This window comes from Paenisporosarcina sp. P4_D4 (assembly GCF_056401835.1).
The window spans coordinates 1-1580 of the sequence record NZ_JBFUIO010000273.1; the positions used below are offsets into that span (position 1 = coordinate 1).

The 1580-nt window shown below is 37.4% G+C and carries 2 protein-coding genes; both read left to right on the forward strand.

Features of this window, described 5'->3' with window-relative positions; genetic code table 11:
• The first annotated feature begins 345 nt into the window (after window positions 1-345).
• Window positions 346-1170, forward strand: coding sequence for a sulfite exporter TauE/SafE family protein (locus AC1DSL_RS18010; protein WP_477533293.1), 825 nt, complete (start codon window positions 346-348; stop codon window positions 1168-1170).
• Window positions 1171-1182: 12 nt separating this feature from the next.
• Window positions 1183-1580, forward strand: a 398-nt coding sequence (locus AC1DSL_RS18015; RefSeq protein ID WP_477533294.1) for a metallophosphoesterase, incomplete at its 3' end; no start/stop codon positions are given.

Genomic DNA, 1580 nt, shown 5'->3' on the forward strand with positions numbered 1-1580 from the left:
AGAAGACAGCGAATTCCAGTTGTATTGGCTTTTTCTTGTGTGAAGTAAACAAATATCCTAACATGCCTGTTGAAATAACGGGTGCTTTAACTCAAAACGAATAAATTTTTATAGTTTATAATAATGCAAGGTTTTAAGCGTTTGTTGATATTCTTTTTGAGTGTGAATGTTTGAAAGCTATGTAATCTAAGGATATGATAAAGGAAAGATTTTCAAGAAAAATTCCTCAAGGATAGATTCGTATATTCATGTTTTTCTCCTTCAAAAAATAGTTCTTGCAAATATTTTTATTCAGTATGAATGACTGGCACTAAAGCAACTAGTAATGTATGAAGGAGATTAGTAATGGAATATGTTTTATTAGTAATTGTGGGATTGATATCTGGCATCGTGGGTGCATTGGTTGGTTTAGGTGGAGGGATCATTCTGGTGCCTGCGACTCTTTATATTGGTGGAACACTTGGATTGATTCCAGGAATTACTCCTCAGAATGTCGTTGGACTTTCTGTTATTATGATGATTTTTACGGGACTAGCCTCTACACTGACCTATATGAAATCCAAAACAGTTGATTACCGCAGTGGTCTGATCTTTTTTGCTGGAAGTGTTCCAGGAACGATTTTAGGAGCTTGGGTGAACAAAGGTTTGGATTTGCCTTCATTTAATTTGTATTTTGGCATTTTAATGATTATTATTTCGACCATATTAATGGTTCGGAAATATTTAAAGCCTGTAGAGTGGTTTGTGAAACATGGTAAGCAAAAGACTTTCACAGATGCTAACGGACAAAATTACATATACGGGTATCCTGTATGGTTCGCACTGATCCTGACCTGCGGAATTGGTTTCGCTTCTGGATTGTTTGGGATAGGTGGTGGGTCTATAATTGTACCAGCCATGATTTTACTATTCTTATTCCCACCACACGTTGCGGTCGGAACTTCCATGTTCATGGTGTTCTTATCCGCTTTGGTTAACTCAGCCAGCCATATTTCGCTTGGGAATGTTCCGTGGTTATATACAATTCCAGTCGTACCGGCTGCTTATATTGGAGCCAAAATAGGTGCAAACTTAAATCAACGTATTCAATCGGAAACATTGGTATTTGCTCTGCGTATAATCTTATTATTACTTGGTGTTCGCTCGATTGCTGCAGGACTGATGGGATAAGGAGTTGGCCAAATGATTGAAACCATTCATTTTTATCATACTAATGATTTACATAGTCATTTTCAGCATTGGCCACGTATTCATGAGCTCGTGACAGCACGAAAAAAATGGCATGTTGAAGAAGGCGAATCGAGTTTCACGATAGACTTGGGAGATCATATCGACCGTTCCCATATTTTCACGGAAGGAACGCTCGGCAAAGGAAATGTGAATCTCTTAAATGAAGCTCTATATGACGTTGCTACTATAGGTAACAATGAAGGTATAACTTTGTCCTACGATGAATTGGAAAATCTTTATGAAGATGCACAATTTAAAGTCGTGGTAGGAAACTTGTTTAATCAAAATGGGGAAGTTCCAAATTGGTTATTGCCAACCACTTTTCTTACAACGATGCATGGTACAAAGAT

Bases quoted from the DNA above. Each gene is read 5' to 3' on its own strand.
- AC1DSL_RS18010 (WP_477533293.1), top strand. From the start codon at position 346: ATGGAATATGTTTTATTAGTAATTGTGGGATTGATATCTGGCATCGTG.